We start from the raw sequence: 23,270 nt of genomic DNA, 5'->3' as shown, positions 1-23,270 counted from the left end.
CGGCGGACAGGGCACCGCTCGATGTAGGACAGACTCCGAAAATTGTGTCCATCCGTGATAATGCGGCGATTATACCGCCCGGGGCTGCCGCAATCCGGCAAAATAGCACCCTTTGGTGCGTCGCATTTTCTGTTTTGAAAGTGCGGTGCGGCCGGAACGCGATACAGGAAGCCACATGCAAATCGATCCCACCATTTTTAAAGCCTACGACATTCGCGGAATCGTGGGTAAGACTCTCACGCGCGACGTTGCGCGCCAGATCGGGCTGTCGTTCGGTTCGGCGGCGACTGAACTGGGCGAAAAAACCATCGCCGTAGGCCGCGACGGCCGCCTCTCCGGCCCCGACCTCATCTCCGGCCTGGTCGAAGGCCTGCGCGCCGCCGGCCTGGACGTGATCGACATCGGCCTGGTCGCCACCCCGATGGTCTACTTCGCCACCAACATCGAGATCGACGGCGTTCGCCCGACCTCCGGCATCATGGTCACCGGCAGCCACAACCCGCCGGACTACAACGGTTTCAAGATGGTGCTGGCCAGCAAGGCGATCTATGGCGAGCAGATCCAGGCGCTGCGCCAGCGGATCGAAGCCGGCAATTTCACCAGCGGTGCCGGCACCTACAAGCAAGTCGATGTGCGCCAAAAGTACCTCGACCGCATCATCAGCGACGTCAAGCTGGCCCGTCCGATGAAGGTTGCCCTGGATGCCGGCAACGGCGTGGCCGGTGCCTTCGTGGGTGACCTTTTCCGTGGACTGGGCTGTGAGGTGACTGAGCTGTTCTGCGACGTGGACGGCAACTTCCCGAACCACCACCCTGATCCCGCACATATCGAGAATCTGCAGGATCTGATGAAGGCCCTGCGCGAGACTGACTGCGAGCTTGGCCTGGCCTTCGACGGCGATGGCGACCGCCTTGGTGTGGTGACCAAGGACGGTCAGGTGATTTTCCCGGACAGGCAACTGATGCTGTTCGCTGAAGAGATCCTGTCGCGCAACCCAGGTGCCCAGGTTATTTACGACGTGAAATGTACCGGCAAGCTGGCCCCCTGGATCCGAGAACACGGCGGCGAGCCGCTGATGTGGAAGACCGGCCATTCGCTGGTCAAGGCCAAGCTGAAGGAAACGGGCGCGCCGATCGCGGGCGAGATGAGCGGTCACGTGTTCTTCAAGGACCGCTGGTACGGCTTTGACGATGGCCTGTACACGGGTGCGCGCCTGTTGGAGATCCTGTCGCGCCACGCGGATCCGAGCGCGGTGCTGAATGCGCTGCCGAATGCCAACAACACGCCGGAACTGCAGCTCAAGTGTGCCGAGGGCGAGCCGTTCACGCTGCTGGACCGGATCAAGGCGAACGCGAAGTTCGACGGGGCGCGCGAGGTGATCACCATCGACGGCGTGCGCGTGGAATATGCCGATGGCTTCGGCCTGGCGCGCCCGTCCAACACCACCCCGGTGGTGGTGATGCGTTTCGAGGCGGACAACGACGCCGCGCTGGCACGTATCCAGGCGGAGTTCAAGCGCGTGATCCTGGCAGAGAAGCCGGATGCTCAGCTCCCGTTCTGAGCGCGCGACGGTGCCGGCGGCATCGTCGGACGCGGCCGGTGTGGCGCAGCCCACGCCGGCCGCGGTGCCTTTCACCCTGCCGGAACGGCCGCGCATCCTGCTGGTCAAGGTGTCGTCGCTCGGTGACGTGGTGCACAACATGCCGCTGGTGCACGATCTGCGCGCGCGCTGGCCGGGTGCCGAGATCGACTGGGTGGTGGAAGAGGGCTATGTCGAGCTTGTCCGGCTGTTGCCGGAGGTTCGCCGGGTAATTCCGTTTGCGCTGCGGCGCTGGCGCAAGCGCATCCTGCAGGGCGGCACCTGGCGCGAGGTGGGCGAGGTGCGTGACGCGTTGCGCCAGGAGCGCTATGACGCGGTGATCGAGAGCCAGGGTTTGCTCAAGACCGCGGTGGTCGCGCGCGTGGCCGCGCGGGCGCCCGGTGCGCCGATTATCGGGCTGGGCAATGCCACGCAGGGCTCCGGCTATGAGCCGGCGGCGCGGCTGCTATACACCGATCCGGTGCGGGTGCCGCGCCAGACGCATTCGGTGCGGCGCTCGCGCTTGCTGGGCGCTGCGCTGACCGGGCTTGCGCCAGCGGAGCCGCCGCAGTTTTTCGGGCCTGCCGCGCAATCGCTGCATGTTGACGATCCGCTGTGGGGCGACCTGCCTGCACGCTATGCCGTGTGCTTCCACGCGACTGCTGGCGCGCGCAAGAAATGGGCGGTGCAGAACTGGCATGCGCTGGGCAGGCGGTTGGCGGATGAGGGTCTGGTGATGTTGCTGCCGTGGGGCAATGACAAGGAACGCCAGGCTGCCGAAGAGATCGCTGCCGGTGTGCCGCAGGCGAGGGTGTTGCCGCGATTCTCCGTGATGCAGGGTTTCGGGCTGATCAACCGGGCCGAGGTGGTGATTGGGGTCGATACGGGCCTGGTCCATATCGCCGCGGCGCTGTGCCGGCCGACGGTGGAGATCTATACGGCCACGTGGCGCTGGAAGACTGAGGGCTACTGGTCCGGGCGCATCGCCAATGTCGGTGACGACGGCGTGGTGCCGTCGGTCGATGAGGTCTACGACGCGGCTTGCCGCGTGCGCGGAGTGGCTGCCTGATGCTGCGTTTGCTCTATAGCATGTTGTGGGTGGTGGTGCTGCCGCTGGCGCTGCTGCGGCTGGCCTGGCGTGCGCGCAAGGAGCCGGGCTACGTGCAGCATGTCGGCGAGCGCCTGGGTGTCTACGGCAGCCTGCCCCGGAAAGGTCCGTGGCTATGGGTCCACGCCGTGTCAGTAGGCGAGACCCGCGCCGCGCAGCCGCTGATCGAGGCGCTGCTCGGCGCCTATCCGCACCACCGTCTGCTGCTGACGCACATGACGCCGACCGGCCGCCAGACCGGTGCGCAGCTGTTCGGCAAGGAGCCGCGCATCCTGCAGTGCTACCTGCCGTATGACCTGCCATGGCTGGTGGGGTGTTTCATGCGGTATTTCCGGCCGCAAGCGGGCATGCTGATGGAGACGGAGGTGTGGCCCAACCTGGTGCGCGGCGCGCGCAAGGCGGGGGTGCCGCTGTTCCTGGTCAATGCGCGCCTGTCGCCGCGCAGCTTCCGGCGCACGGCGCGGTTTGGGCGCGCGGCGGCGGTCATGTATGGGGATTTTGCGGGCGTGCTGGCGCAGACGGTGGGTGATGCCGAGCGTTTCCAGGCGTTGGGCGTGCCGGCGGTGCAGATCACGGGCAACCTGAAATTCGATATGCAGCCGGCGCCGGCAGGCGTTGCGCTGGGCGAGCAGTTGCGCAAGGTCTTTGGCACGCGTGCGGTGCTGGCCGCAGCCAGCACGCGTGAGGGAGAGGAGCCGATGTTGCTCGACGCCTTCTCCCGTTGGCAATCACTGGCGGGCAATGTCCCGCGTCCCGCTCTGCTGCTGATCCCCCGTCACCCGCAGCGCTTCGATGAAGTCGCCGCGATGGCGGCGCGTGCGGGGTTCTCGGTCGAGCGCCGCAGTGCACTGGATCTTGACGGCATCCAGTCGCTGCTGACTGCCGATATCGTGCTGGGCGATTCGATGGGCGAGATGGCGATGTACTTTGCTGCGTCGGATCTTGCCTTTATCGGTGGCAGCCTGTTGCCGCTCGGGGGGCAGAACCTGATCGAGGCCTGCGCGGTCGGCACGCCGGTGCTGGTTGGTCCGCATACCTTCAACTTTGCGCAGGCGACGGAAGACGCGATTGCCGCAGGCGCTTGCCTGCGCGTCGACAATGCCGATGCGCTGATGCGCACCGCGGCAAGCGTGCTGGCCGATCCAGCGCGGCTGGCGGATATGCGCGCGCATGCGCAGACCTTTGCGGGTTTGCATCGGGGCGCCACCGTGCGCACCCTCGCTGCGCTGGCCCCGGCGCTGGAAGGCTGATCCGGTGCTTACCCTGGTGCCTTGACCAGGGCATCCCACTGCAGGGCAAGCCGCTCCAGCGTGAAATGGCTTGCCTTGTGGCGGCCACCGGCGCCAAGGCGGCTCGCCAGTTCCGGTTGGCGGATTACCGTCAGCAGCGCCTTGGCCAGCGCATCGGCATCATCCGCTGCAACCACCAGCGCATCCTGCCCCGGGGTGAGCAGTTCGCGGGGTCCGGTCTCGCAATCGGTCGATACGATCGGCAGGCCAAAGGCCATCGCTTCGATCAGCACCAGTCCGAATCCCTCATAGCGCGAACTCAGGCAGAAGACCGATGCACGCCCGTAGGCCTGCGCCGGATCCTGGCAGATACCCGGCAGGCTGGCCCGGTCTTGCAGTTGCAGCTGGCCGATCAGTGCAGTGAGGGCAGGGCGCTCTTCGCCTTCGCCGTGGATGACCAGTTGCCATTCCGGTTCCGCTTCCACTACCTTCTGCCAGGCGCGCAGCAAGACATCAAAGCCTTTCGCCGGGACCAGCCGGCCCATGGCCAGCACGGTCTTCTGCATGCGTGGCGCGGGTTCGGCCGGCATCGGAAATGGCAGCGGATTCGGCAGGCAGACGACCTCGCTGCGCGGCCGCAGTGCCTCAAGCCAGCGGCGGCGGTCCCGCTCTGTCAGCACGACTACCTGCCGGCAGAACTGCGCGGCCAGTCGCCGTGCCACCTTGCGCGCCGGCCTGCCGAGATCCTCGTCGAAATGGCAATGCTCCCACGCGATATGGTGCAGGCCCAGGCCGAGGGTGGCAGGCAGCACGAACAGTTCGAGCATGGTGTCGACCTGTACCAGCACATCGATGCGATGCGCGGTGCAGTGCCTGCGGATGCCGGAAACCGTGCCGAAATAGGCGCGTTTGAAGGAGGGCCGTTGCGCGTACAGCGCTACATGGCGCACGCGCGGATGCAACGGAAACTGGCTGGTAGCGTCCCAGAGGCTCAGGATGGTGACATGATGGCCAAGGTCGGCCAGCGCATTGGCGATCGTTGCGGTCATCCGTTCCGCGCCGGCCATCGCATTCAAGGTACCGGTCAGGAAGCAGATGTGCTGTCGTGAGCCCTGGCTCAACTGGCCGCCTGCGCGGGCAAGGCGTCCTTGCGCGCAACCACGTAGGCGAAGCACACGGCCATGATCAGGCTGTAGAAGGCATTGACCAGGGTCGTGGCGAACATGACCTCGGTCAGGCCGAACACCATGAAGCCGCAGCACAGGGCTAGGCCCATGGCGCTGGCGACTTGTGTATCCCGATCGTCATTGCGCAGGTGGCGCAGGAAGAAGGCGGCTGGCACAAGATACAGCATGAGCACTGCCAGCAGCCCTGGTATGCCGAGTGTGGCCGCCGCGTGCAGGATGTCATTGTGGGTGTGCGGCATGGTGGCGGCCTCAGCGGTAATCACGTGCTGTGCCGCCAGGGCCTGCAGAGCCTGTTCATAGTTGTCCGGCCCCACGCCGGTCCAGGGATGGGCCTGCACCATCTGGAGCGATGTTCGCCACAGCTGTAGCCGTATCCCGATCGACGTGTCCAGTGTTACATGGTGATCAAATTGAGACAGTTCGGATACAACGTCTGTCGTGCGCTGCTGCACAAAGGGGCTGCCGAACCACGTGAGGACCATGAGACCAGCCAGTCCAGCCAGTGCGGCCACCTTGTGTACGCGGGTCAATCTGCGTGATGCTGCCAACGCAATCAGCGCCAGCACGGGGATTGCGAGCCAGCCGCCACGCGTGCCGCTGGTGTATGAGGCGTACAGGCCAGCAGAGCCGGCCAGCAGCTTCAGGCCCGACTGCAGATAGCCCCTGGGGCGATCCCATCCAATTGAAATCAGGGCGAGAATTCCCATCAGCATGGACAGATTGCTAAGGGGAATGATATTGGAGAACCCTACGTGAGCTGGGCGACCGGCAGCTGTCGCCTCGTGGATCCAAGCGGCGGAAAGGAGTGCGCAGACCACGAAACCCCACTGCACACTCCGCATCCCACCCCTGCCAAGCCGTACCATCCCAAAAACCAACGGAATGAACAATGCAAAGCGCAGGTACAGGTAAGAAACATGCGGCTCCTCCGCCCCGGCCAGCAGTTGCTGCAACAGCACCGCAAGCGGCAGCGCCGCCATGGCCAGCATGAACAGCCAGTATCGGCGCAGCAGCGCGCCACATTCCGCCCGGCCCGCGCGCCCGCCGGCAACGAGAGTGATGGCGCTCCAGCCGAGCAGGAGTCCGTAGCAGAGGTTGCTAACCGTCGGCTTGACAAACATCAGCGCAGGGAACGCAGCCAGGACGGCACAGGCGGCCAGGTACAGAGCTTTGTCGACCCCATACGATTGGGATCTCTGCAATCTCGTCATCAAGAGCATGGAGAGAGGTTTCCGGAGGAAGGGTTGTGCACTCGGGATGCGGGCCGATCCATCCTTCTTATTATTGTTGCCGCCTGTTGAGCAGCGGAGCCTGTCGGTCACATTGCTGCGCCGGGCGAGGCAATTATATCGGATGGTCAGGGTGGGATTTCTTGACGTTCCGCATCCTAGCCCGCCGACGCGGTTGGGACGTTACAGGATGTATGTGATTTAATCGGTGCTTGACCGGGCTTTGGCGCAACCGCCTTGCTAAACTGATGTATCAGTAGGGGTGCACTTTTCGGCATGCCCTTTGTCAGATCTGTCGATTGCATCCATGCGGCCGTCTTGAGCGGCCTGTTACAGGAGCCCTTCATGCACAGCCGTACCAGCCTGTTCCCCTTCGCCCTGGCTGCCCGCAGCGCGGCCGCCTTGCTGGTGGCAACCGCGCTAGGTGCCTGCACGACCGCGACAGCACCGGACCTCCCCTCCGCTGGCACCAACCTCAACCAGACCCAACCCTCCGGCCCCAGCCGCTGGGAACTGGTGCGCTGGCAGCAGCCCGACGGCGCGCTGCGCGATATCCCGCACGGCGACAACGGCCAGCCCATCATTTTTGAGTTCAATGAGGGCATCGATGCCGCGCAGGGTACGGTCAGCGGCACCAGTGGGTGCAACCGCTTTACCGGCAGCTATGGCAAGACCGATACCGGCATCCGCTTCGACCGCATTGCCGGCACGCGCATGGCTTGCCCGCCGCCGCGTATGGAACTGGAATCGGCCCTGCTCAAGGCGATGCAGACGCCGTTTGCCACGGTCGGCACACAGCCGTCGGCGGGCAGCACGGGTCGGCAGATCATCTGGAAGACTGCCGGCGGTGACCTGCTGCAGTTTGTTGAGCGCGAAGGCCTGGGCAAGCGCGGTGCGAGCGTGGAAGCCGGGGGCGTGGATAAGGTGGTCTACATCGATTCGCAGCGCGTGGAGTGCTCGGGCGTGGGCAAGATGACGTGCTATCGCTGGCGCGAATCGCCGGAGGCGCCGTGGCAGCTCTGGTATGGCCCGATCGAGGGGCTGGACTTTGAGCCGGGCGTGGCCTACAAGCTGCGCGTGCGTGAGTACCAGGTGCCGAACCCTCCGGCGGATGCGTCGTCGATCCGCTGGCAGCTGCTGAAGGTGGAGTCGCGTACGCGGGCGAACTAGGGCGCGACGTCGTTCATGCAAATGGGCCGCAATTGCGGCCCATTTGCGTTGCGGCGCGCTGCGGAGGATCAGGTGCGCGGTGCGCCGGCAGGCGTGGCTTCGCGCCGCGTGCCGCGGCGCTCGACCGAGGCGCGCGGGGTTGCCGGGGCCCTGGCGCCGGCCTGGGCGGGCGCGGGCAGCTTGTACAGCGCACCGGGCGACGAGGTCAGCAGGGTGTTGATCTGCACCACGTCGGCTTCCTGCAGCACGCCAGTGGAGGCCTTCAGCCTCAGGCCGTTCATGATGGTGTCGTAGCGGGCTTTGGCGAGGTCGCGCCGGGTGGAGAACAGTTGCGCTTCGGCGTTCAGCACGTCGATATTGATGCGCACGCCCACTTCATAGCCGAGCTGGTTGGATTCCACCGCGCTGGTGGCCGAGCGTTCGGCGGCTTCCAGGGCCTTGACCTGGGCCAGGCCGTTGGACACGCCGGAGTAGGTCTGGCGTGCCGTCTGCGCGGCGGTGCGGCGCGCGAATTCCAGGTCGCTGGCGGCCTTGTCGGCCAGGGCCAGGGTCTCGCGCACGCGCGACTGGATCTGGCCGCCGGCGAAGATCGGCATGGTCAGTTGCACGCCGATCTGCGAGGCGTTGTAATGGGTGGAGATCGCCTGCGTGGCGCTGCCGGTCTGGTTGGTGAAACCGTATGACGCCACCAGATCGACCGAGGGCAGGTGGCCGGCCTTGGCCTTGTTGGTCTCGCGCTGGGCGGTTTCCAGGTTGTAGCTGGCCAGGTTCACCTGCAGGTTGCTGGTCTCTGCCTGCGCGGCCCAGGCGTTGACGTCGGGCGGCTGCGGGCCAGGGATGGGCGCCTCGGGGCGCAGGCCCAGCACTTCGTCGACCGGCTTGCCGGTGATCTGCTGCAGCGTGGCGCGCTTGATCTCCAGGTCGCTCTGCGAGGCGATCTCGGTCGAGGTGGCCAGATCGTAGCGGGCCTGGGCGTCGTTGGTGTCGGTGATGGTGGCGGTGCCGACCTCGAAATTGCGCTTGGCCTGCTCCAGCTGCTCGGAGATGGCCTTTTTCTGCGCGCGTGCCAGGTAGAGGTTGTCCTGTGCCGCCAGCACGTCGAAGTAGGCCTGCGCGCTGCGGGTGATCAGGTCGAGCTCAGCCTGGTGGAAGCTGACTTCACCGGCGAGCGACGCCAGTTCGCCCTGCTTGTAGGTTTCCCAGCGGTCCCAGCGGAACAGCGGCTGGCTCAGTTGCAGCTGCCAGTTGTTGTTGTTGAAGAAGCGCGTGCCGGAGGCGCTGGCCCCGGCGCCGACCGGCAGCGAAGCCGTCTGGTCGAGCTTGGTGCGGTTGGCGCCCGCGGTGCCAACCACCTGCGGCAGCAGCCCGGCGCGGCCCTGGGGCAGCCGCTCGCGTGTGGCCAGCAGCTGCGAGCGCGCGCTGGCAAACTGCGCGTCATTGGCTTGCGCATCGCGATAGACCTGCAGCAGGTCGGCCGCGCTTGCCGGTGCCGCCGGCAGCATGGCCAGCAGCGGGGCAAGCACGGAAACCGCGATCGCCAGGCGTGTCCGGATCACTCCGGGCAGGGCGTTGGGCGCAAACGTCATGAAAGCTCCAGGTTGCCGGGCGCGGGCCGCGGCTACAGTCATTTCTTCTTGGTGTTGCTGTGCTGGACTGCCGCTTCAGTACTTCGGCATGGCCGGGTCGACATCGCTGGCCCAGGCGTCGACGCCGCCGGTCAGGTTGTAGACCCTTGCGTAGCCCTGGCGCTCCAGGTAGGCCGCCACCTGCATGCTGCGTGCGCCGTGGTGGCAGATGCAGACGATGTCGGCGTCTTCGTCCAGTTCGGCCGCGCGCGCGGGGATGTCCCGCATCGGGATGTGGGTGATGCCGGGCATGGCGCAGGTCTGCACCTCCCAGCCTTCACGCACGTCGAGCAGGACCGGTTTGGCGCGGCTGGCATCGGCCAGCCACTGGGCCAGTTCGGCCGCTTTGATGACCTGCATGGTGGTTATGTCCTCAGAACTGGAATTGCGACGGCCGGGCCGCGCCCTGCAGGGGCTTGACCGCAGTTTCGAACAGGTTGACGACCTGGTATTCGGTCTCGGACACGCGCGTGACCAGGCGCGCTTCCATCACCGGCAGCTCGCCGATGAAGGCGGCGATGCGGCCGCCCACCTTGACCTGCGACAGGATCGACTGCGGAATCGCCGGCAGCGAGCCCGAGATGCAGATCACGTCGTAGGGCGCGGCGGCGCTCCAGCCGTCGGCGGCGTTGCCTTCGGCCACGTCGACGTTGGTGACGCCGGCGTTGGCCAGGTTGGTGCGGGCCAGCTCAACCAGCTCGGGCACGATGTCCACGGTCAGCACGTGGCGCGCGCGGTTGGCCAGCAGGGCGGCCATGTAGCCGGAGCCGGCGCCGATTTCCAGCACGTTCTCATGCTTGCGCACGGCCAGGTCCTGCAGGATGCGGGCTTCCACGCGCGGGGCCAGCATGTTCTGCCCGGCGGGCAGCGGAATCTCCATGTCGACGAACGCCAGCGAGGCGTACGCGGCCGGGACGAACTGCTCCCGCTTGACCACCGCCAGCAGGTCCAGGATTTCCTGGTCCAGCACGTCCCACGGGCGGATTTGCTGTTCGATCATGTTGAATCGGGCTTTTTCGAGATCCATCTTGCCATTCCTTACCAATGCCAACCGCTGTCGGTCTGTGCGCCGGCCGCGCGGTGCCACGGCCGGACAGTCTTATCAAACCCTTTATTTTAACCTTGCAGACGCCGCCGGGCTCATTCCGCGCTGGCGTCCGCCGGGGCCGGCCGGTCCGGAGCCGCTTGCCGGCCGGGTGCGGGCGGGGCGTGCGCTGCGGGCCCGCTGGCCGCCTTGCCTTGCCACAGCCGGCGCAGCCAGGCCCCGAAATCATCAAGATACGTATAGATCACCGGCACCACCACCAGCGTCAGGATCGACGAGGTAATGATCCCGCCGATCACGGTCTGGCCCATTGGCGCGCGCTGCTCGGCGCCTTCGCCCAGGCTGAAGGCCAGCGGCACCATGCCGAAGATCATGCCCAGCGTGGTCATCAGGATGGGGCGCAGCCGCACGCGCGCGGCCTCCACCAGCGCCGCCTCGCGCGACAGCGGCTGGCGGCCGTCGGCGCCGTCGACATGGCCCTGGCGCGCCTGGTTGGCGAAGTCCACCAGCAGGATCGCGTTCTTGGTCACCAGCCCCATCAGCATGATGAAGCCGATGATCGAGAACATGTTCAGCGTCGAGCGGAACAGCAGCAGCGCCGCGAACACCCCGACCAGCGTCAGCGGCAGCGAGGTCATGATGGCGATCGGCTGGAAGAAGCTGGCGAACTGCGAGGCCAGGATCATGTAGATGAAGATCACCGCCAGTGCCAGCGCCGACACGGCGTAGCCGAAGGACTCGTTCATCGACTTGGTCGAGCCGCCAAAGCGGTACTTGTAGCCGGCCGGCCAGTTCATGCCGTCCAGCGCGGCCTTGACGTCGCGTGCGACTTCACCGGCAGAGCGCCCGGCCACGTTGGCGGTCAGCTCGACCTCGCGGTTCAGGTCGCGCCGGCTGATCTGGTTGGCGCCGGTGGTCGGCACCAGCTCGGCGATCTGGCGCAGCGGCACCATCCTGGGCGAGCCGTCGGCGTTGGTCTGGCTGCTCGCGATCATCAGCGCGCTCAGGTCGGCCATGCCGGTGCGCGCGTCCTTGGGCAGGCGCACGCGCACGTCGTAGTTCTCGTCATCGGGCGCGCGCCATGAGCTGATGGCGTCGCCGGCCAGCAGCGGGCGCAGGGCGTTGCCGATCTGCGCCACGCCCACGCCCAGGTCCGAGGCCAGCTCGCGCCGGATGCGCACCTCGATGGTGGGGCGGTCGTCCTTCATGCTCGAGTCCAGGTCGGCCAGGCCGCGGATCGCTTTCATGCGTGTGCCCGCTTCCCTGGACAGGCGCCGCAGTTCGTCCAGGTCATCGCCCTGGATCGATACCTGAATCGCCTTCTGGCCGCCGGCGCCGTCGGGCATGCCCACCATGGTCAGCGTGATGCCGGCAATGCCCGCCAGGCGCTGCCGGATCAGCGGGTTGAGCTGCGCGGTGGACAGCTGGCGCGAGCGCCGCTCGGTCAGGCGCACCGACACCAGCGCGTTGTTGCGGCCCGAGGCATTGCCCGAGTTGATGGTGGCGTAGGTGTAGGCCACTTCGGGGAAGGATTTCAGCGCGGCTTCCACCTGCCGCACCTTGGCTTCGGTGACTTCGATCGAGGTGCCCACCGGCGTGGTGAAGCCCACCTGGGTCTCGCCCAGGTCGGCATTAGGCACGAATTCAGTGCCGATCAGCGGCACCAGCGCAAAGCTGCCGAAGAAGGTCACCGCGGCGATGATGGCGGTGGCCAGCCGGTGCTTCAGCGCCCAGCCCAGCATGCCGGCATAGCCGTTGCCAAGCTTGTCCATCTTTGCCGAGAACCAGTCCAGCAACCGCCCCACCGTGCGCCCGTACCAGCTCTTCTTGTTGCCGGTGCCGTGCAGGTCCGGGTCGTGCCAGACCGACGACAGCATCGGGTCCAGCGTGAATGAGACGAACATCGAGATCAGCACCGCCGCGACAACGGTGATGCCGAACTGGTGGAAGAAGCGCCCGATGATGCCACCCATGAAGCCCACCGGCAGGAACACCGCCACGATCGAGAAGGTGGTGGCCAGCACCGCCAGCCCGATCTCATTGGTGCCGTCCAGCGCCGCGGTGCGGTGGTCCTTGCCCATCAGGTTGTGGCGCACAATGTTTTCGCGCACCACGATGGCGTCGTCGATCAGCAGGCCCACGCACAGCGACAGCGCCATCAGCGTGATCACGTTGAGCGTGAAGCCGCACATATACATCACGCCGAAGGTGCCGATCAGCGCAATCGGCAGCGTCAGCCCGGTGATCACGGTGCTGCGCCACGAACCCAGAAACAGGAACACGATCGCCACCGTCAGGAAGGCGCCTTCGAGCAGCGTCGATCGCACCTCCTTGACGCTGCTGCGGATGCCGCGCGCGGTGTCGTTGACCACGTTCAGCTGCACGCCAGCCGGCACCAGCTTGCGTGTTTCCTCGGTCATGCGCACCAGGCCGTCGACGGTATCGACGGTGTTCTGGCCCTGTGCCTTCACCACCGACAGGAACAGCGCGCGCTTGCCGTCCAGCAGTGCCAGGCTTTCCTGCTCTTCCTGGCCGTCGCGCACATCGGCAATCTCGCCCAGCGTGACCGGCTGGCCGGCGCGGCGCGCCACGATGATCTGGCGGAACGCCTCCGGCGTGGGCACGCGGCCCTTGATCTGCACCACCGTTTCCGTGGCCGAGGAACGCAGCTCGCCCGCGGGCAGTTCCTGGTTCTCGTTGCGGATGGCGTTCATCACCTGGTCCACGCCGATCCCCAGCGCTTCCAGCTGCGCGGGCCGGATGCGGATCTCGACCTCGCGCTTGGTGCCGCCCACGATATTGATGGCGCCCACGCCGCGCACCGTCTCCAGCCGCTTGCGCACGATCTGGTCGGCGATGGTGGTCAGCTCGCGCTGGCTTCGGGTGGCGCCCGGTGCGTTGGAGACCGAGAGATAGAAGATCGGCGCGTCGGACGGGTCATAGCGCAGCACGCGTGGTTCCTTCACCTCGTCGCGGAACTGCGGGCGGATCAGCGCGATCTTGTCGCGCACGTCCTGCGCGGCCTGACCAACGTCGACGCTCAGGTCGAACTTGATGACGACGACCGAGGTGCCCTGGTACGAATGCGAGAAGATCTCGTCGATGCCAGAGATGGTGTTGACGATCTCCTCGACCTTGCGCGTGACGTCGGACTCCACCGACTCGGGCGCGGCGCCCGGGTATTCGGTCTGCACCACCACCACCGGGAAGGTGATGTCGGGGAACTGGTCGACCGGCAGCCGCTGGTAAGAGAACAGCCCCACCACGATGAAGGCCATCATCATCATGGTGGCCAGCACCGGGTTGCGGATCGACAGGCGGGTGAACCACATGGCGCGGGTCCCTATGCCTTGACGCGCTTGACCTGGCTGCCGCTGCGCAGCGTGCCAAGGTTGTTGCGGACGATCTCGGTGCCGGCGTCCAGCCCCGAGACGATTTCCACCATGCCGCTGGCCTCGTCGCGGATGCCAAGCTGCACCGGGCGCTCGGCCAGCGTGTCCTTGTCGATGGCATAGACGAAGGCGCGCTCGCCTTCCGTGCGCACCGCCGAGGACGGCACTGCCGCTACGCCGGCCCGCTCGCCCAGCACCAGCGCGCCGCGCGCGAACATGCCGGCGCGCAGCGTCTGGTCTGCATTCTCGACGCGGATATAGACCATGATGCTGCGCGTGCCCTGGCTGACCGCCGGGTTGATGCGTACCAGCTTGCCGGTAAAGCGGCCGGCGCCTTCCACGTCCAGCGCCACCGGCTGGCCGACCGCGGCGCGCGCCACGTCCGCCATCGGGATCGGTGCTTCCAGTTCCAGCACGCGCAGGTCGACCACGTCGACCAGGCGCGTATCCGGCGAGACCTTCTCGCCCGGCTGCACTGCGCGCGCGGCCACCATGCCCTCGAGCGGCGCCTTGACCACGGTGTCGGCCAGCGCCTTCTGCGCCACCGCCAGCCCGCCCTGGGCCGCGTCAAGGTTGGCGCGGGCGACGTCCAGGTCGGCCTGGTACTTGTCGAACGCGGTCCTGGAGATAAAGCCCTTGCCGACCAGCTCGCGGTTGCGCTCCCAGGTCTGGCGCGAGTTCTCGAACTGTCCGCGTGTGGCCAGCATCTGGCCGCGCGCCTGCGCGACCTTGGCTTCGTACTCGGTGGGATCGATGCGCACGATCACCTGGCCGGTGCGCACCGGCTCGCCTTCGCGCACCAGCACCGCCTTGACCTCGCCCGAGACCTTGGCCTTGACCGAGGCCTGGTTCAGCGCACGCAGGCCGCCCGACAGCGGCAGCGACACCCGGAGGTCCTGGCGCGCAACGCTGACCAGGTCGGTCTGCAGGAATTCCACCACGTTGACGGCGGCCTGTGCCGGCGCCTGCGGCTGGCGCGCGCTGCCGGCCTTGCGCACGGCGACCGTGGCGGTCAGCGCGATGGCGATGCAGGCGGCGGTGATCAGCAGGGTCTTTCGCTTCATGTTCAGGGGCCGGGTCGCGGCGCGGGGGGATCGGGGTCGGCGTCGGCTTCCATGGCGGCGGCGCGTTGCGTCAGCATGTCGTCGCGGATGCGTTCCCAGATATAGGGGCCGGTCTGCGGCGGCAGCGGGCGATTGCGGGCGTCGCCGGTGGTCAGCCCGAACAGCAGCGTGTCCAGCAGGCCGTCCAGGAAGGCCTCGGGGTTGATGTCCTTCTCGGCGGTGGCGCGCAGCGCGCGCTGCCACAGCATCAGGAACACCAGTGGCGCACAGACCAGCGTCGTGGTGGGGTTGGCCGGCATCGCGCGGAATTCGCCGCGTGCCACGCCGCGGGCCAGCACCTTGGCGAACAGCTCATCGCCCGGCACCATCACTTCCTGGTTATAGAAACGGGCGATGTCCGGGAAATTGGCCGACTCGGCCATGATCAGCTTGGTCAGTCCCGCCACCGGCGTGGCGCCGATCAGGCCCCACCAGCCGCGCAGCAGCTCGCGCAACAGCTCGGGCGTGCTGCCGTCGTAGGCGTCGACCAGGTCGGAGCCGCGCGCCAGTGCCGGCACCAAGTTCGCGCGTACCACCGACTTGAACAGCTCTTCCTTATTGGCGAAGTAAAGATAGACCGTGCCCTTGGACACGCCGGCCGCGGCGGCCACGTCTTCCAGCCGCGTGGCCGCATACCCGCGCTCCACGAAGAGGTCGAGCGCCGCGGCCACCAGCTCTTGCGGGCGGGCGGCCTTGCGCCGGCTCCAACGCGGGGTGTCGGCGTCCTTGTGTGGATCGGCGGGCGTTTTCACGGATGTCTTGCGGGTCCTGCGGGGCACGGGGGACGGGTCGGGAAGTTAATAACTTGTCGGTCAGTAATGTAGATGAGCGCCATGGGAGGGTCAAGCACAGGCCGGCGACCCTCGGGAACACACCGAGACGGCACTGAGGCTAAATTACGACTTGTGGCTTAGGGTGCGCTTTTTCCGGCGGTGCGCGGGCGCGGCTTACTGCGTTTTCCTTTTCTTACAGGACGGCAGGGGCCCTTCGGGCACAATGTCCCTTTTATGCTGGCCGCCTGGCGGCCGTCCATCCTGAACCATCGTCATGAGTTGCCGGTCAGACCTTTCCTGTCGCGCAGGCTGCGGCGCCTGCTGCATCGCCCCGTCGATCGCCTCGCCGCTGCCCGGCATGCCTGGCGGCAAGCCGGCGGGCGAGCCGTGCGCGCAGCTGCTGCCGGATATGCGCTGCGCGGTGTTCGGCAGGCCGGACCGGCCTGCGTTCTGCGGCGGCCTGAAGCCGTCGGCCGAGATGTGCGGCGATTCGCGCGAAGCCGCGCTGCACTGGCTGACACGGCTGGAAATCCTGACCGCGCCGCAGGCCACGCCCGGGCGGCCCTGTGCGCGCGCATGACGCCTGGTACGCGACCCGACTATCCCGCAATCGGAGGCAATATGATCCGGACTTCCCGACGGCGCTGGCTTGCCGCGGCTGGCGCGGCCACGCTGGCCGTGGTCCTGGCCGCCTGCGGCGGCTTCCGCAACGAATACACCTTCTCGCAAAGCCAGCTGCAGGCGGCGCTGGAGCGCAAGTTTCCGTTCAACAAGCGCTATATGGAGCTGTTCGACATCCAGCTGGCCAACCCGCAGCTGACGCTGGACCCGGCGCGCAACCGCGTCAACGTGCAGTTTGACGCCATGATCGACAACAAGCTGTTCTTCAGCCGGGCCCTGTCAGGGCGTTTTGCGCTGGACAGCGGCCTGCGCTATGACGAGCCCACGCGCTCGGTGGTGCTGCAGGACCCCGAGGTGCAGCGCTTCGACGTGCAGGGCATGCCCGCGCAGTTCTCGCGCCAGCTCAACGCCCTGGGCGGCATCCTGGCCGAGCAGCTGCTGCAGGGCTATCCGCTCTATACCTTCCGCGAAGACCAGCTGCGGGTTGCCGGCATGAATGTGGCACCCGGTACAATCACCGTTTTGCCCGACGGCATCAACGTCAAGATCAACCGCCCCTGACTGGGGCGCTCAAACAACAATCCAGGGCGGTCCCGGCGCGCATGCCGGGCAACGCCCATGACAACGTTTCTCCGTTCCGCATGGAAATCGCACTTGCCCTGAAAGCCGTGATACTCGGTATCGTCGAAGGACTGACCGAGTTTCTGCCCATCTCCAGCACCGGCCACCTGATCCTGGCCGGCCAGCTGCTTGATTTCAACGACGAGAAGGGCAAGATCTTCGAGATCGTGATCCAGTTCGGCGCGATCCTGGCGGTCTGCTGGGAATTCCGCACGCGCATCGGCAACGTGGTGCGCGGCCTGCGCGCCGACCCGCTGGCGCAACGCTTTGCCGCCAACGTGGTGATCGCCTCGGTGCCGGCCATCGTGCTGGCCTTTATCTTCGGCAAATGGATCAAGGCCCACCTGTTCAACCCGATCTCGGTGGCGCTGGCCTTTATCGTTGGCGGCGTGGTGATCCTGCTGGCCGAATGGCGCGACGCGCGCCGCGGCACGGTCTCGCATCCGCAGGGCAATGCACTGCTGGAGGCCGCCAAGGCCGGCGCGCCGCGGATTGAATCGGTCGATGACCTGAACTGGCGCGACGCCCTCAAGGTCGGCCTGGCGCAATGCTTCGCGCTGGTGCCGGGCACCTCGCGCTCCGGTGCCACCATCATCGGCGGCATGCTGTTCGGGCTGTCGCGGCAGGTGGCCACCGAGTTCTCGTTCTTCCTGGCGATCCCGGTGATCTTCGGTGCCACCGTCTACGAACTGTACAAGGCGCGCGCGCTGCTCAACGCCGACGACCTCGGCATCTTTGCAGTGGGTTTCGTCTTTGCCTTCCTGTCCGCCTTCCTGTGCGTGCGCTGGCTGCTGCGTTTCGTCGCCACGCATGATTTCAAGCCGTTTGCCTGGTACCGCATCGCCTTCGGCATCGTGGTGCTGGTGACCGCATACTCCGGCCTGGTGTCCTGGCACGCCTGAGTGGGTTTGCCGCGGGCAACAAAAAAGCGTGGCATCTGCCACGCTTTTTTGTTGGTCGGCTGCGAGCGCTTAGGCGCGCTTGCGGAAGACCACGTCCCACACGCCGTGCCCGAGGCGCACGCCGCGCCGCTCGAACTTGGTCACGGGCCGGTAATCCGGCCGCTCGGCAAATCCGTCCGCAGCGGTCGAAGTGTTCTCCAGCAACGGCTCGCCCGACAGTACTTCCAGCATCTGGTGCGCATACTCTTCCCAGTCGGTCGCGCAGTGGATATAGCCGCCCGGCTTCAGGCGCGCGGCCAGCACCTTCACCAGCGGCGGCTGCACCAGCCGGCGCTTGTTGTGGCGCTTCTTGTGCCAGGGGTCGGGGAAGTAGATATGCACGCCGTCCAGGCAGTCGTCGGTCAGCATATGCGCAATCACTTCCACCGCATCGTGCTGGAGGATCCGCACATTGCCCAGGCCGCGCTCGTCGATCAGCTTGAGCAGCGCGCCCACGCCGGGCTCATGTACCTCGCAGCCCAGGAAGTTGTCTTGCGGCCGTAGGCCGGCGATATGCGCGGTGGTCTCGCCCATGCCGAAGCCGATCTCCAGGATCGACGGTGCCTTGCGGCCAAATACAGCTTCCCAGTCCAGTGGCTGTGGCGCATACGGCACCATCATGCGCGGCCCGACTTCGTCGATGGCACGCTGCTGCCCGGTCGAGGTCCGCCCCGCGCGGCGCACGAACGAACGGATCCGGCGCGGATGCGCAACGCCTTCAGGATCGGCAGGAGAGGGAGCGGACGCTTGTCCGGCGCTGTCTACCGGCGCGGCGTCGTCAGCCGGCGTCGGATCGGTGCTGGGGTCTTGGGGAAGCATGGCAACAAAAAAGCCGCCGGGCAGATCACCGTAATGGTGGCAAAGGCGGCTTGTCTCGACTGGAAGTGGAGCGGGCGATGGGAATCGAACCCACGTCTTTAGCTTGGGAAGCTAAGGTAATAGCCATTATACGACGCCCGCGAACCCGCGATTTTATGCGGATTTCTGGCGAGGACGCAAGCAGCCATCTGCGGTGCTGGCAAAATAAGTGCCTGTTCCAGCACTAACGTCCTGATCCGCTACCACGTCGAAATCGCCTGCGGCGTAAACACCGGCATGCCGATACCAGCCGCCGCATCCGTCAACGGCTCGATTTCCACCGCGGGCCGCTCCGACCTTACCTGGCCGAAGATGGCCGCAAACGGTATGTCCGCGGCATCCCGGCCGGTGCCGATGCGAAGCAGGCCGGTGGGGATCGAGATGCCCGAAGGATCCAGCAGGTACCAGCGGTGCGACAGGTAGACCTCCACCACCGCGTGGAAATCCGGCGCGCCCGTGCTTGGGTCCGCACCATAGTCGAGGCTGCTGGACATGCGTGCCGGGATGCTCAGCGCGCGGCACAGGGCGATCATCAGGTGGGCGAAATCCCTGCAGACACCGGTGCGCTCCACGATGGTGTCGGCAGCCGAGGTGCGTTCGTTGGTGGACCGCGACAGGAAGCGCACGTGATTGCGCACCCACTCGCGGATGGCGTAGACGCGCACATAGCCCCGCAGCATGCCGCCGAACTCGCGGCTGGCGAATTCCATCAGGCGGTCAGACTCGCAGTAGCGGCTTGGTGCCAGGTAGGGCAGGACATCGAAGGGCAGCTCGGCAACGGGCACTTCCGACAACCTGTCGCCGTCTTCCAGGTAGTGATCGATGTCGATGATCGCCTCATAGCGGATGCCGAGGCGGCCCCGGGGCGCGCGCAGCCTGAGCAGCCGGTTGGCCAGCACGGGATCGGTGTAGCGGGCGGTCTCGAGGCCGGGCGGCAGCGTCAGCTGCTCCGAGACGACGGACTGCCGGGGCGTGCGGGCGGCTTCGATATTGAGCAGGAAGTCTGCCATGGGATCCATGACCTCATAGGACAGGCTTACTGCGTACCTGAGGCGGTTCATCGGGTGGTCAGCACTGGCTGGGGCCGGGAAAAGGCGGCCGGTTCCCTTGCGCCGGAAATGGCGGTACATCCATTTCCAGTGTAGTGCGGGCCGCCGGCCCTGCCTGCGCCACGGATGCCGCGGCAGGTTCCTGCTGTGCTAGTTCGCAAAGTTCACCAGCGAACTGACAAATCCTGTCCCGCCTGTGCCTTTGTCCTCCACTTCTACGTAGTACGCCAGCCGATACCCATCGCGCAGCGGCAGTCCGGCGGCATACATCTCGCCATCGGTGCGCATCGGCACCGACTCCCACCTGGCCTTGCGCCAGTCGGCGGCGACCGGGTTGTAGGCGTAATAGAGCAGCACGCGGGCAGGCGCCGCTTCGGCCCTGACGCTCGCCCGCACCGCGAACTGCCCGCCCTGCGCCACCCCGCTGGCTTCGATCGCGGGCAGCTTCCGGCCCAGGAAGGTATGCGCCAGCCACATGCGCCATGCAGCCAGGTGTTTGGCCGAGACCCACGAGTGAGGCAGGTTGTCCACCGCCAGGAAGGCCTTGTCGCCGGACATCTCGGTCAGCATGCTGTTGGGAGTGCCCAGCGCGAAGAACTCGTCGTTGGTGCCGAGCGCGACCAGGAAGCTGGATCGCATCTGCTTGCGCCACATATACGGGTCAAAGTGCGTCAGCATGCGAAAGCCCGTGGGGTTGTTGATCGTGCGCAGCACGGCGTCGGCGGGCTGGAAGCCGGGGCCGGTGCGCTGCTGCGCGGGGCCGCCGACGCCGGGGCCGAACTCGGCGTACTTGCGCGCAAGGAAGTACAGGCTGTTGCCGCCGTAATAGCAGGTGGCCATCACCCCCGCGACGCGGTCAGGGTCGACGCCGGTGGCGATGCTGACGGCGAAGCCGCGCTTGGAGCAGCCCATCAGCACGGCGCGCTCGGTGCGTACGCCGGGCAGGTTGTGCATCAGGGTGATCGCGCGCAGGTAGGCCATTGCGATCGGGTAATAGCCGTTCCAGGTCAGGTCGCCGGTTTCCATCACCTGCTTCAGCGCATAGCCGGTCAGGTCGGATTCGTTCATGCCCCAGTAGTCTTCGGCCGGGTTGGAGAACAGCATGACGGGCATGCCCAGGTCGATGGCGGTGCCTTCGGCGTATTCGGCTTCGGTGTTCAGGCCAGTGCCGGGGATGGTGTGGCGCGGCCAGGCAGGCTCGTCAAAGAACTGCCGTTCGGTGCCGATGATGCCCGCGTTGCCGCCGCCCTGGTAGCCGTCGGGCACGTAGATGCGCGCCGGGTGCGTCCATGGCAAGCCCTTCCAGTCCTGGCTGGTGAAGCGCAGTTCGATCACGCGCACGCGCTTGCCGGGGCGCGCGCGGCTGGGCACCACGGTATCGCGGGAAATCACCGGTGCCAGCGTGCTTTCGTCGCGTACGGCCTGCATGTCGAAGAACGCCGCCGGGCCGGCCGGCTGCGCTTGCGCTGCGGCGATGCCGGGCAGCAGCAGCGACGCAAGCAGCCAGGCCGCTTGCCGCGCAATGCCCATGATCCGTGTTGTCACGATGTCTCCTTCCTGTGATGGGAAGAGGCATTGTCGTGAGCGTGGCCATTACCGGCAATTCGCCAGTTTGCATAGCGCCATCACGAATCGATATGACCCGTCAGCGTTGCCGCGCGCGTGCCGGCGGTGCACCGGTGTCCTGCCTTGTCACCGCTTCGAGGGCTTCGCGCAACCGGATTACGGCGGGCGGCGCCTCGATCTCCGCCGGGGTGATGAAGACCAGCCGGCCCGAGGCAAACGGGGTGCGCAGCCGCACTTCCCGCACCATCGACATGGCCTGGTAGTGGGCCAGCGCCGTGGCCGGCGCCACCGTCAGGAAGCCACCGGAGGCGGTCATGGCCAGGTTGCTGTGGAACGAGGCCGATTCGATATGCGGCACGGGCGGCAGCTGGCCGGCGTCGAGGAATGGCTGCTCGAACACGTCGCGCGTGTGGGTGCCGCGCGGCGGCAGGATCCAGGGGCCCTCCTGCAGGTCAGCCAGCGCAACCTCGCGGCGCCTCGCCAGCGCGTGGCCGGGGGCGCAGACCACGGCCAGGTATTCGTCGCGCAGCGGGGTGATGTGGACCCTGGCCTTGAGCTGGTCGGTGTCGCCTTTCTGCAGCCGGCCCACGATGCAGTCGAGTTCGCCTTCGCAGAGCATTGCGGTCAGGCCGCCGACGGTATGTTCGCGTACTGCCAAGCGCGGCAGCGCGTCCTGGGCCCGCAGCAGCGCGACCGCCTGCGGCAGCACGTCCACGCCCACCAGCGGCAGCATGCCCAGCCGGACCAGTGGCACCTCCGGGCGCGCCTGCAGCGCCTCGCCGGTGGCGTCGATCACGCCCAGCACTACGCGCAGCCGCTCCAGCGCGCGTTCGCCCGCGGCGCTCAGCCGCCCGCCGCGCGTGGTGCGTTCGATCAGCTTGCAGCCGAAGGCGTGCTCCAGTTCCTGCAGCATCTTGGTGACGGCGGGCTGGCTGATATGCAGCGCTTCGCCGGCCGCGGTCAGCGAGCCGCTGCGCGCCACCAGGTCAAGCAGGCGCAGGTGCCGGATGCGCAGCCGGTCGATCCGGTTGGGAGAAGGGGTGGCGGCGGGGGCGGCGGCGCTGGCGCGCGTTGGGGAGGCGGGACTCATAACAAAGCGTGATGGCTCCATCAAGACTGGATAATTGTTTCGAATGGCCCGGCGCCGGACAATCGGGGCAAACCATGGAGGAGACATGCGATGCATGCCAACGTCGGGCGCCGCCTGCTGCTGAAGTCCCTGCTGGCGCTGCCGGCCGCTGCCGCGCTGGGCAGGGCCGGTGCGGCCAGTCCCTATCCCAACCGGCCGATCCGGCTGGTGGTGCCCTACGCCGCCGGCGGCGGTCCGGATATCCAGACCCGCAAGCTGGCTGAGTTGCTGGCGCGCGAGCTTGGCCAGCCGGTGGTGGTTGAGAACAAGGTCGGTGCAGGTGGCATTTTGGCCGCGGAGTTCGTCGCGCAGCAGCCGGCGGATGGCTACACGCTGATGCTGGGTGCCTCGACCCATGTCACGCAGAAGCTGCTGCAGCCCGGCGCAAAGTTCGACCCGATGGCGTTCACCCACATCATCCGCGTCGGCGTCAGCCCGGCGGTGCTGGTGGTCAGCGCCAGCTTGCCGTACCGGAACGTGGCCGACCTGGTCGCCGCGGCGCGCCGCGCGCCCGGCACGCTGAACTATGCCTCGGGCGGGATCGGCTCGGCCGCGCATGTGTCGGGTGCGGCGTTTGCGTCGGCCACCGGCATCGACGTGGTGCATGTGCCGTACAAGGGCTCGGTCGAGATCGTGCCATCGCTGATCAAGGGCGACACGCAGTTCGGCTTCCCGGTGGCGGCGACGGCGATTCCGCAGATCGCCAGCGGCAAGGCGCGGGCCCTGGCGGTGACCTCGGCCAGCCGCGCCGCGGTGCTGCCGCAGGTGCCCACGCTGAATGAGGCGCTGGGCCGCAAGGATCTCGATCTCGACGCATGGAGCGGCATCTGGGCGCCGCCGCATCTGTCCGCGCCGATCGTGGCGCGGCTGCATGCCGCGGTGATGCAGGCGCTGGGCGATCCCGGCCTGCGCCGGCTCTATGCCGAGATGGGCGCGGTGCTTGCGCCGACGCCCACGCCTGAAGCCTTTTCGCGGCTGGTGGCCGATGAGACCACCCGCATCCGCCAGGTTATCGACAAGAACCGCATCACCATCGAATAGGCCA

At 66.9% G+C, this 23,270-nt stretch carries 20 protein-coding genes and 1 tRNA gene; 8 read left to right on the top strand and 13 right to left on the bottom strand.

Annotation, left to right across the window (positions count from 1 at the left end; genetic code table 11):
* Window positions 1-175: 175 nt before the first annotated feature.
* From CNE_RS13765 to waaA, 3 genes are read left to right on the top strand one after another with little or no spacing between them, the layout of a single operon-like run.
* On the top strand, window positions 176-1,561 hold the full coding sequence (locus tag CNE_RS13765) for a phosphomannomutase/phosphoglucomutase (RefSeq protein WP_013957711.1): 1,386 nt from the start codon (window positions 176-178) through the stop codon (window positions 1,559-1,561).
* Window positions 1,542-2,648: a lipopolysaccharide heptosyltransferase I gene (waaC, locus tag CNE_RS13760; protein WP_013957710.1), complete on the top strand. Its 1,107-nt coding sequence runs from the start codon at window positions 1,542-1,544 to the stop codon at window positions 2,646-2,648. The genes CNE_RS13765 and waaC overlap by 20 nt, the downstream gene beginning before the upstream one ends.
* Window positions 2,648-3,937 carry a lipid IV(A) 3-deoxy-D-manno-octulosonic acid transferase gene (gene waaA, locus CNE_RS13755; RefSeq protein WP_013957709.1) on the top strand — a complete coding sequence of 430 codons (1,290 nt, stop codon included), beginning with the start codon at window positions 2,648-2,650 and terminating at the stop codon, window positions 3,935-3,937. Before waaC ends, waaA begins: the two co-directional genes overlap by 1 nt.
* A gap of 8 nt (window positions 3,938-3,945) precedes the next feature.
* Here the strand turns inward: waaA and CNE_RS13750 are convergent, their stop codons facing one another.
* Window positions 3,946-5,037, bottom strand: a complete 1,092-nt coding sequence (locus CNE_RS13750; RefSeq protein ID WP_013957708.1) for a glycosyltransferase family 4 protein — start codon at window positions 5,035-5,037, stop codon at window positions 3,946-3,948.
* Window positions 5,034-6,323, bottom strand: coding sequence for an O-antigen ligase family protein (locus CNE_RS13745; RefSeq protein ID WP_013957707.1), 1,290 nt, complete (start codon window positions 6,321-6,323; stop codon window positions 5,034-5,036). The genes CNE_RS13750 and CNE_RS13745 overlap by 4 nt, the downstream gene beginning before the upstream one ends.
* 354 nt (window positions 6,324-6,677) lie before the next feature.
* Here CNE_RS13745 and CNE_RS13740 point away from each other — a divergent pair, with 354 nt between their 5' ends.
* Window positions 6,678-7,502 (top strand): META and DUF4377 domain-containing protein, encoded by an 825-nt coding sequence (locus CNE_RS13740; protein WP_013957706.1) that lies wholly within the window; start codon window positions 6,678-6,680, stop codon window positions 7,500-7,502.
* Between the two features lie 68 nt (window positions 7,503-7,570).
* Here the strand turns inward: CNE_RS13740 and CNE_RS13735 are convergent, their stop codons facing one another.
* The 6 genes from CNE_RS13735 to CNE_RS13710 form a co-directional block, all read right to left on the bottom strand.
* The gene (locus CNE_RS13735) at window positions 7,571-9,088 is read right to left on the bottom strand and encodes a TolC family outer membrane protein (RefSeq protein ID WP_013957705.1); all 1,518 of its coding nucleotides are present in this window, start codon (window positions 9,086-9,088) and stop codon (window positions 7,571-7,573) included.
* A 75-nt stretch (window positions 9,089-9,163) separates the two neighbouring features.
* On the bottom strand, window positions 9,164-9,487 hold the full coding sequence (locus CNE_RS13730; protein ID WP_013957704.1) for a rhodanese-like domain-containing protein: 324 nt from the start codon (window positions 9,485-9,487) through the stop codon (window positions 9,164-9,166).
* A gap of 13 nt (window positions 9,488-9,500) precedes the next feature.
* Window positions 9,501-10,154, bottom strand: a complete 654-nt coding sequence (locus CNE_RS13725) for a protein-L-isoaspartate O-methyltransferase family protein (protein ID WP_010813784.1) — start codon at window positions 10,152-10,154, stop codon at window positions 9,501-9,503.
* A gap of 113 nt (window positions 10,155-10,267) precedes the next feature.
* Entirely contained in the window at window positions 10,268-13,504 is a 3,237-nt protein-coding gene (locus CNE_RS13720) for an efflux RND transporter permease subunit (RefSeq protein WP_013957703.1), read from the bottom strand.
* An 11-nt stretch (window positions 13,505-13,515) separates the two neighbouring features.
* Entirely contained in the window at window positions 13,516-14,628 is a 1,113-nt protein-coding gene (locus tag CNE_RS13715) for an efflux RND transporter periplasmic adaptor subunit (protein ID WP_013957702.1), read from the bottom strand.
* A 2-nt stretch (window positions 14,629-14,630) separates the two neighbouring features.
* A complete protein-coding gene (locus CNE_RS13710; protein WP_013957701.1) occupies window positions 14,631-15,446 on the bottom strand; it encodes a TetR/AcrR family transcriptional regulator in 816 nt (271 codons plus the stop codon).
* 268 nt (window positions 15,447-15,714) lie between these two features.
* Here CNE_RS13710 and CNE_RS13705 point away from each other — a divergent pair, with 268 nt between their 5' ends.
* The 3 genes from CNE_RS13705 (at window position 15,715) to CNE_RS13695 (ending at window position 17,584) form a co-directional block, all read left to right on the top strand.
* Window positions 15,715-16,020, top strand: a complete 306-nt coding sequence (locus tag CNE_RS13705; RefSeq protein WP_013957700.1) for a hypothetical protein — start codon at window positions 15,715-15,717, stop codon at window positions 16,018-16,020.
* 41 nt (window positions 16,021-16,061) lie between these two features.
* Window positions 16,062-16,622: a DUF1439 domain-containing protein gene (locus CNE_RS13700; RefSeq protein ID WP_013957699.1), complete on the top strand. Its 561-nt coding sequence runs from the start codon at window positions 16,062-16,064 to the stop codon at window positions 16,620-16,622.
* Window positions 16,623-16,702: 80 nt separating this feature from the next.
* A complete protein-coding gene (locus CNE_RS13695) occupies window positions 16,703-17,584 on the top strand; it encodes an undecaprenyl-diphosphate phosphatase (protein ID WP_013957698.1) in 882 nt (293 codons plus the stop codon).
* 69 nt (window positions 17,585-17,653) lie between these two features.
* Here the strand turns inward: CNE_RS13695 and trmB are convergent, their stop codons facing one another.
* The 5 genes from trmB to CNE_RS13670 form a co-directional block, all read right to left on the bottom strand.
* Window positions 17,654-18,442 carry a tRNA (guanosine(46)-N7)-methyltransferase TrmB gene (gene trmB, locus CNE_RS13690; RefSeq protein WP_013957697.1) on the bottom strand — a complete coding sequence of 263 codons (789 nt, stop codon included), beginning with the start codon at window positions 18,440-18,442 and terminating at the stop codon, window positions 17,654-17,656.
* A gap of 66 nt (window positions 18,443-18,508) precedes the next feature.
* A tRNA-Gly gene (locus CNE_RS13685) sits at window positions 18,509-18,583 on the bottom strand.
* 98 nt (window positions 18,584-18,681) lie between these two features.
* Window positions 18,682-19,542 carry a transglutaminase-like domain-containing protein gene (locus CNE_RS13680; RefSeq protein ID WP_013957696.1) on the bottom strand — a complete coding sequence of 287 codons (861 nt, stop codon included), beginning with the start codon at window positions 19,540-19,542 and terminating at the stop codon, window positions 18,682-18,684.
* A gap of 138 nt (window positions 19,543-19,680) precedes the next feature.
* Window positions 19,681-21,075: a PhoPQ-activated protein PqaA family protein gene (locus CNE_RS13675; protein WP_238553003.1), complete on the bottom strand. Its 1,395-nt coding sequence runs from the start codon at window positions 21,073-21,075 to the stop codon at window positions 19,681-19,683.
* Window positions 21,076-21,175: 100 nt separating this feature from the next.
* Window positions 21,176-22,186 carry a LysR family transcriptional regulator gene (locus CNE_RS13670; protein ID WP_013957694.1) on the bottom strand — a complete coding sequence of 337 codons (1,011 nt, stop codon included), beginning with the start codon at window positions 22,184-22,186 and terminating at the stop codon, window positions 21,176-21,178.
* Between the two features lie 90 nt (window positions 22,187-22,276).
* Between CNE_RS13670 and CNE_RS13665 the strand changes: the two genes are divergently transcribed.
* A complete protein-coding gene (locus CNE_RS13665) occupies window positions 22,277-23,266 on the top strand; it encodes a tripartite tricarboxylate transporter substrate binding protein (protein ID WP_013957693.1) in 990 nt (329 codons plus the stop codon).
* Window positions 23,267-23,270 lie beyond the last annotated feature (4 nt).

This window comes from Cupriavidus necator N-1 (assembly GCF_000219215.1).
Taxonomy (GTDB): domain Bacteria; phylum Pseudomonadota; class Gammaproteobacteria; order Burkholderiales; family Burkholderiaceae; genus Cupriavidus; species Cupriavidus necator.
This window is presented reverse-complemented; position numbering and strand designations above follow the sequence as displayed.